A 7,723-nucleotide genomic window follows, 5' to 3' on the forward strand; every position below is an offset into this window, starting at 1 on the left:
ATGCCAACTCAATCAGAACCTAAAGACATTGTCATTATTGGTGCCGGTGTGCTAAGTACGACTTTCGCTTCAATGATTAAAGATTTAGAACCAGAATGGAATCTTAAATTATATGAACGCCTAGACAGTCCAGGTGTAGAAAGTTCAAACGAGCGTCATAATGCTGGTACTGGCCATGCTGCACTTTGTGAATTGAACTATACAGTGAAACAACCTGATGGCTCAATTGACATCGAAAAAGCAAAAGAAATCAATGAAGAATTCGAAATCTCAAAACAATTTTGGAGTCATCTTGTTAAAAGTAAAAACATTGATACACCAAGAGATTTCATCAATCCTCTTCCACACATTAGCTTCGTACGCGGGAAGAATAACGTTCAATTCTTAAAAGATCGTTATAATAAAATGAAAGATTTCCCAATGTTCGACAATATTGAATATACAGAAGATATTGAAGTGATGAGAAAATGGATGCCGTTGATGATGCAAGGTCGTAGTGCTAGCGACATCATGGCTGCAAGTAAAATCGACGAAGGTACTGATGTTAACTTCGGTGAATTAACTCGTAAGATGGCTAAAAGTATCGAAGCGCATAAAAATGCAGATGTACATTATAACCATGAAGTTAGAGACTTCAACCGTCGTAAAGATGGTAAATGGGAAGTTACAGTGGTCAACCGCAATACAGGTGAGTCACATGTACAACTTGCAGACTATATCTTCATCGGTGCTGGTGGCGGTGCGATTCCGTTGTTACAAAAAACAGGTATTCCTGAAAGTAAACATTTAGGTGGTTTCCCAATTACAGGACAATTCTTAATGTGTACAAACCCAGATGTTATCGAAGAACATGGTGTGAAAGTATACGGTAAAGAGCCACCTGGTACACCACCAATGACTGTACCTCACTTAGATACACGTTATATCAACGGCCGTAAAGCATTATTATTCGGACCTTTCGCAAGCATCGGTCCTAAATTCTTGAAAAATGGTTCGAACTTAGATTTATTCAAATCTGTAAAACCATACAATATTACTACTTTACTTGCCGCTGCGGTGAAAAACTTACCGTTAATTAAATACTCAATCGATCAAATCTTAATGACTAAAGAAGGTTGTATGAACCACTTACGTACATTCTACCCTGAAGCTAAAGATCAAGATTGGGAATTATATACTGCTGGTAAACGTGTACAAGTGATTAAAGATACTGAAGAATACGGTAAAGGTTACATCCAATTCGGTACAGAAGTGGTAAACTCACAAGACCATACTGTTATTGCTTTATTAGGTGAATCACCAGGAGCTTCTACATCAGTGTCTGTGGCACTTGAAGTATTAGAACGCAACTTTGCTGAATACGTACCTGAATGGACACCTAAATTACAAGAAATGATTCCTTCTTATGGTAAATCATTAATTGAAGATGTTGATTTAATGAGAAAAATACGTCAACAAACTTCAAAAGACTTAGAATTAAACTACTACGAGTAAAGGAGTTGCTATCATGAAAAAATTATTAGTCGTTGCAACTGTACTCACTGCAGCTTTCGTTGCTTTAAAACGTTATCAAGAACACGTCAACAAAGCACCTAATATTGAATATTAAAGCATGCAAAAAGCCCGACATCTCTATTATAGAGATATCGGGCTTTTTCAAAATATCTTGCCAAACTGGACTGATGCGCCATATGAACTGATGTCAGCGTCGTTATTCAACATCACTCAACATATATACTAAGAAGTAAACTGTCACACTTAACGATAGAAGCTTCAACAATAGAGTAGTAACAACGCTTTAACCGAAATAATGTCACTTTTAAAAACATACACTCCATTGCTTTCTCAGACATTCACGGTATTGTAAAACACGATTTTTAAATCATGGCCTTGTTCTTATTCACTTTTAATCATGTTGTTTCAATATAACTCACTATCAATGCTTTCACAGCACTTATTTACATATCGCTCACTCATAATATGACCAAGCAGAAAAAATATAAACTTCTCTTTTTTCATCATCAACCGTATACACAACTCTATGTTGATGATTCAGACGCCTTGAATATCGAGCTGAATGCTTCGGTTGTAGCTTCTCAAAAGATTGACTAGCTTCATAAGGGTTAACCTTTAAAACTTCAATAATTTTTGAAAATTGCTCTTTAAGAAGTGACTTTTTAATTTTTTTCAAGTCATTTTTGGCTGAATTCTTAATTAAGACAGAATAATTACCCATTACAAATTATCCCAATCTATATCGTCAATATTGGTATAACCACTATCATCTTTTTCACGTGCTCTTACTTTATCCATAGTACCAGTGTATTCGAGAAATAACGTTTCTTGAATACCATCCCAGTCTTCCTGACTAACAATAACTGCATTGTTTTCACTTTTAGAACCACTTATTATAATAGGCTCATGATTATCATTAACTTGTTTTAACAACTCGTAAAACTCTTTTCTAGCATTTGTAGGCGTTTTAATAATCATTAACATCTCTTCCTTTACTAGTATAGTCATATCATTTGCGTACGTTTTTACGTACGCAAATGATATGACTTTCTCAATTCTGATTAAAAATACAAACAACATATGACCTATGTTTAAAGTATTTCATTTCAAGTTTACGTATGACTATTTCACAAATCATCAACCCTATTGTATGGAACCTTTCTTCACTGCGCTATACTTCTTCTTTACGTACTAAATCTTCTACTAAACGATGATAAAAGTTTTGTAACTCCGCACCGCTTCGTCGCCAATCCAGTACATCTTTACCAGTAAAGTCAGTATGGTCCCATCCCTTTAATGTTGGCGTGACTTGCCAGATCCCCTTAACAGCTGGCGCAGTAAAATCGACAAACTCAAACGCTTCATCTTCAGGGTGCTGTGATGAAATAACTGAAACGAGGCCATCATTCTCTCTCCAAGCGGGGTTCTCTGTCATACCGATTAAGTCACCAGTCAAGACGTGCGCAATATTCATGTAAGGATGTGCAATTTGTGTACCAAAAATCGTTTCATATGTGGCAGAGCCTGTATACGTCTTGTAATAAATATTAGGATTCAAATCTGTACGTGCGTTAAGTTTTTTCGCTCCTTCACGAGTTAAATCGTACAATGCCGTATCTTGAGATGTAAAAAGAGGGCTTTTGCTAGCACGTTTTGCATATTCAGCGTAGGTTTCCCCTTCACGTTGCTCTAATCCCCAATGCTTTAAGCCATAATCTATAGTCTGTCCTGTACGCCCTGCAAATACATTGTACTCATATAGCAAGCGTTTAATGATTTCTGTATTACCTAAATCATCTGACGCAACAGTCCCATCATGTGGCGTCGCAATTGTCGTAATCGAAGTAATTCTATTATCTTGATTGCCTTGGAAAAGTTCACTGATTGTGCCACCGTACTCTTTTTGGTACGCCATTTCTTCTAAATCTCCGTTACGCAATAATTGTTCTAAAAGGCGAATTGTTTGTCCGCCCATACTATGACCTACTAAATGTATTTTTTGATCTGAGTGCCAATTAGGTAAAATACCTTCATATGTTTTACCGTAACGTTGATGACCGTATTTTGCTGCGTGCGCCGCCCCGTAGTCAACGATACCGCCTTTAATATAAGCGTATAATTCAGCAGCACGTGCCCAGTTACTTCCAAATGCACTTACGCTCGCTTCAAATACGTTATAACCCGCATGACGCAGTTCTTCAATCATTTTGTATTTTGTCCCGCCCCAATAATTCGAACCTTTCGGCGCATTATCACCTACTAAGCCAGAAAAGCCATGAACAAAAATGATTGGATCTTTATGCTTCCACTTGTTTTCAACAGCCGATTTATCAAGTTTTGTTATAGTCGGTGCTGAAGTTGCTTGTGTTTCACTGTGTGTCGTTAGACGCGGTGAGGGGGTGTTTATTTTTGAATCTGGTACAACGCCTTTATTCCTTTTATCAGCGTCTGTCGGTGCAACGTCTTCTGTTGATGCCTCTACCACTTTAGGAGCCTGTTTAACCTCTCTCGTAATATACTTGTCTTTATGTTGTTGTTCTACTACCGAAAAATCTGACTGTGGTCGTTGTGCATGTTTTGTTTGTTCTTTTGCTTCTTTATTGTCATTTTCAATAGCTGAAAACTCAGAATCTAACTCTGGCTTTTGTGTTAATTGAGTATGGCTATCTTCTGTTTTTACAGGCGTGGCTTCGTTAGATTGATCTTTAGGAACTCGCGGTGATGGTGGAACTGTACCATATATTTTTTCATTGTCGAGTTCTTTAGATACAGTTGTTGTATCTGAAGAGCGTGTATATGTATGAAGGTGGTCAACAGAAGCTTTTTTTGTCGTTTCTCGTTCATGATTTACAACAGTCGGAGCATCATGACGCGTGGGTTCATCTCCATCTTTCTGTTGGTAGAGTGATAATTCCTGTTGTTTGGCTACAACTCCTACGTCTTGAGATGCACTTCTTTCTGCTGCTTTTCCGTCGTGCCCTGCGAACATCAACAACCCCGATGCAATTAAAATCGATGAAACACCCATTGGTCGTTTTCTCAGTGCAAAAGTGTTACGTTTATTAATTTTATGCAATTGTATTCCCCCTTGAAATTTAATGGTGACACTCCCAATATAACAAATCCATCTGTATATAGTTAAAGTTTCTCCTAACTGTATTATTTCTATGCTTAACTGTAAATCTATTTTATATTTTAAATTTTAGATTTGGCATTATAATTTAATTTACACAAAAGCTCCAGTCCTATATATTTAATAATTAGTTAATAGTAATTGTAAGTGTGAAACTATAAAATGTAAGGATAAATTGATTTTATTTCATTGGAGGAACACCATGGCTTTTATTATTTTATTGATTTTCTTTATCATTCGTCTTTTTAGCCTTGCTATTTCTATCAAACATTCAAAACAACTTGTACAACAAGGGGCACAGGCATACGGCGAAAAGAATTCGAAATGGTTGGCCATCACACATATTTTAATTTATGTTGGTGCGGCAATCGAAACATTATTGAACCATGATACATGGAGCATAGTAAATACTGTAGGTCTAATCATCATTGTACTGGCTTACCTCGTTTTATTCCATGTCATTAAAACACTAGGACCGATTTGGACTTTGAAGTTGTATATTTTACCAGACCACCCTATCATTCGCTCTGGTTTATACCGCGTCACTAAACATCCGAACTACTACTTGAATATTATCCCTGAATTAATTGGTGTTCTGTTACTTACACATGCGACATACACAGCTATCTTATTAATTCCATACGCTTACTTCTTATTCGTTCGTATTCGTCAAGAAGAAAAGCTGATGTCACTCTAAAACAAGAGCACATGTTGAAAGCTTTCTTTTTTCATTTCGACATGTGCTGTTCTTTTCTGTTGCCTTCACTAATTACAACAACTTACATAGACTTGAGTCATACCATATTTTGACTATTATATACTTCCTATTTCTCCAATTCCTGTATCAATTGTCCCCTTTCTCGACGTGATCCATCAATTACTTGTACCAACGATATAAGCTAGGTCTACTTTCCTTTCAAAGTGCAAAAAAGACCTAGAACGATGACGCTCTAAGTCTCTTGAATCAATATTGTTTTGATTTACCACCTTTTACTTTTCCGTTGATGCTTATTCTTCACTTTCTAAACGTGGAATAACAATATCCATATCGAAATACTTTTTCAAAAAGTGTCTATAATTGTTAGATGTGACAGGTGTTTTGTGTTTCCCTTTTTTGTCTGTCACTGTTAAGTTGCTTTGAGACATCGTCACACGTCCTGTCGAAGTAGGTTTTGTCACAATTAAGTGATTCACAAATGGAGAATCTGGATGATGTTGATTGTATTCAAGTTTATCATCAAAGTCAGATAATGATCTGGGCTCAGTACTTGCTACAAATGATGTTTCCCAATGATCATCTTCATATTTTTGTATTTTAATGTCATCATCCACTCTCAATGCTCGATATACGCCGCTTTTATCTTCTACGGTCTCACTTCCATCATCAGTGACACGCATCGCTTTGACTGGGGATGCCCCACCAAAACCGACATCTGCAATATACATCTCTCCATCGATCATCACACCAAGCGATAGATGCGCACCCGCAATACTGCGACCTCCGTCTGGTGTATGCACAGTTGCAGAAAGGTATTGCGTTTCATAACCTTTAGCCTCTATATAAGCAGCAAAAAACGTATTCAATTCATAACAAAAGCCGCCACGACTTTGCTCAACAATTTTTTCAAATAATTCATTTAAATCAGTAGAAATTTCCACACCATTTTGAACAGATATATTCTCAAACGGGATATGATGCATAAATTGATACATATATTCATTTAACGCTTCAACACGATTGACCGACAGCTTTTGCGCATCTATCTCTATTTTTTGATCTACTTTTTGTATATTCATCATCATCCTCCTACTCGTTCTTATGTGTCTGTTATTTATATTCCCTTTTTGATGAACATGCATTCATGCTTTAACCACCTCAATATCAACGCATTGATTCAAGAAAAAATGTCACGTTAGGCACAACGTATCCATCATCAATCACACTGCACCTTAAAAAGGGGGGGCGAGCAAGCGACGCGCGATAGAATTCTCTTTTTTCTGTGTCCGTATTCTTGACGAAGATCTAATACTCTTTATAAAATTAATGGTGGCGGAAGAGGCAGAGCTATTAGAAGAATTGGAGAATTCACACGCGACTATATAATAGCTAAAGGCATAGATCATGCTGGCGAAATCTATAAAGCCGCTAAAAAAGCTTATAATGCATAATGTAATAAGAATATTATTTACTTAACTATACGCACTTCTAAAATTGAATTACTTTAACTTTAGGAGTGCTTTTTAAATCATTCTATTCTTCGTTGTGATCATAAAGTATAATTAATTTTATTGTTTATTTTTCATTAAAAACTAGGGGGCTAATAATGAATGATAGAAAAAAAGAAATATTAATTTTTGCCTTACTATTACTTTTTAGTAGTAGTATTAGTATTTGGTCTTTCATTACAGAATCTTTTGCAACATTTGTTATTATGGGGCTTTTTGCAATTCGCATGATTTACGACATTATTAAGACAATATTCAACAAGAATGATAATACATATTAAGCATAAATATTTTGAAATTAAATACAATAATTACAAATATTTTCATCTCTTTAAAAAAAGAACTACTTATACTAACTTTTTTCATTCGTATACATCATCAACAGTTTGAGGTACTCTCCATTGTTTGAAAAAAACGTGCAAGACTGCTGAGTTGTAAAGTTGCAAACAAAAGTATGTCTTTTAACTTTAAGAGTAACCACTGCTTAACGCATTAACTGTAAGACTTGCGGGGGCAGTACAGAAATCTTTGTTATACATGAGATTTCCGTACTGCTCCCAAAATCCACTAACACCCCAACAAATGTAACAGTTTTTTCAAGCGTTAGTGAGTTGGAGGGGCCCGATTAGACCACAGCCCTAGGAAAGCACAGCGTGGTTGTGTAATCAAAGACTATGAACTACCATGTATCAATCATATTAAACATACTAATAACAAAAATCGAGTAGGAGAATAGCCATTAATTGACTACTCGTCCTCTCACACCACCGAGCGTACGGTTCCGTACTCGGCGGTTCAATATCTTGCGTAAGCCAACTCTGCAAGCTGGGCTAATGGTATTAATCCCCA

General features: G+C 36.3%; 8 protein-coding genes. 4 read left to right on the plus strand and 4 right to left on the minus strand.

The window, feature by feature from the left end; all coding sequences use genetic code 11:
* Together lqo and BJK46_RS10025 are read left to right on the plus strand one after the other, a co-directional pair.
* The gene (gene lqo / locus BJK46_RS10020; protein WP_014612817.1) at positions 1-1,494 is read left to right on the plus strand and encodes an L-lactate dehydrogenase (quinone); all 1,494 of its coding nucleotides are present in this window, start codon (positions 1-3) and stop codon (positions 1,492-1,494) included.
* Positions 1,495-1,507: 13 nt separating this feature from the next.
* Positions 1,508-1,609 (plus strand): SE2200 family small protein, encoded by a 102-nt coding sequence (locus BJK46_RS10025; RefSeq protein WP_019169745.1) that lies wholly within the window; start codon positions 1,508-1,510, stop codon positions 1,607-1,609.
* 360 nt (positions 1,610-1,969) lie between these two features.
* On the opposite strand, the gene BJK46_RS10030 is transcribed toward BJK46_RS10025, so the two are convergent.
* The 3 genes from BJK46_RS10030 to lip all read right to left on the minus strand — a co-directional run bounded on the left by BJK46_RS10030 (position 1,970) and on the right by lip (position 4,591).
* Positions 1,970-2,236 (minus strand): Txe/YoeB family addiction module toxin, encoded by a 267-nt coding sequence (locus BJK46_RS10030; protein WP_015729746.1) that lies wholly within the window; start codon positions 2,234-2,236, stop codon positions 1,970-1,972.
* On the minus strand, positions 2,236-2,493 hold the full coding sequence (locus BJK46_RS10035) for a type II toxin-antitoxin system Phd/YefM family antitoxin (RefSeq protein ID WP_015729747.1): 258 nt from the start codon (positions 2,491-2,493) through the stop codon (positions 2,236-2,238). Before BJK46_RS10035 ends, BJK46_RS10030 begins: the two co-directional genes overlap by 1 nt.
* A gap of 193 nt (positions 2,494-2,686) precedes the next feature.
* Positions 2,687-4,591, minus strand: coding sequence for a YSIRK-targeted triacylglycerol lipase (gene lip, locus BJK46_RS10040; protein WP_015729748.1), 1,905 nt, complete (start codon positions 4,589-4,591; stop codon positions 2,687-2,689).
* Positions 4,592-4,850: 259 nt separating this feature from the next.
* Between lip and BJK46_RS10045 the strand changes: the two genes are divergently transcribed.
* A complete protein-coding gene (locus BJK46_RS10045) occupies positions 4,851-5,345 on the plus strand; it encodes an isoprenylcysteine carboxylmethyltransferase family protein (protein ID WP_015729749.1) in 495 nt (164 codons plus the stop codon).
* A 311-nt stretch (positions 5,346-5,656) separates the two neighbouring features.
* On the opposite strand, the gene BJK46_RS10050 is transcribed toward BJK46_RS10045, so the two are convergent.
* The gene (locus tag BJK46_RS10050) at positions 5,657-6,445 is read right to left on the minus strand and encodes an arylamine N-acetyltransferase family protein (protein ID WP_063284837.1); all 789 of its coding nucleotides are present in this window, start codon (positions 6,443-6,445) and stop codon (positions 5,657-5,659) included.
* 527 nt (positions 6,446-6,972) lie between these two features.
* On the opposite strand from BJK46_RS10050, the gene BJK46_RS10055 reads away from it, so the two are divergent.
* Positions 6,973-7,155: a hypothetical protein gene (locus tag BJK46_RS10055; protein WP_096536006.1), complete on the plus strand. Its 183-nt coding sequence runs from the start codon at positions 6,973-6,975 to the stop codon at positions 7,153-7,155.
* Positions 7,156-7,723: the final 568 nt, after the last annotated feature.

It is taken from the genome of Staphylococcus pseudintermedius (assembly GCF_001792775.2).
In the GTDB taxonomy this organism is placed as follows: domain Bacteria; phylum Bacillota; class Bacilli; order Staphylococcales; family Staphylococcaceae; genus Staphylococcus; species Staphylococcus pseudintermedius.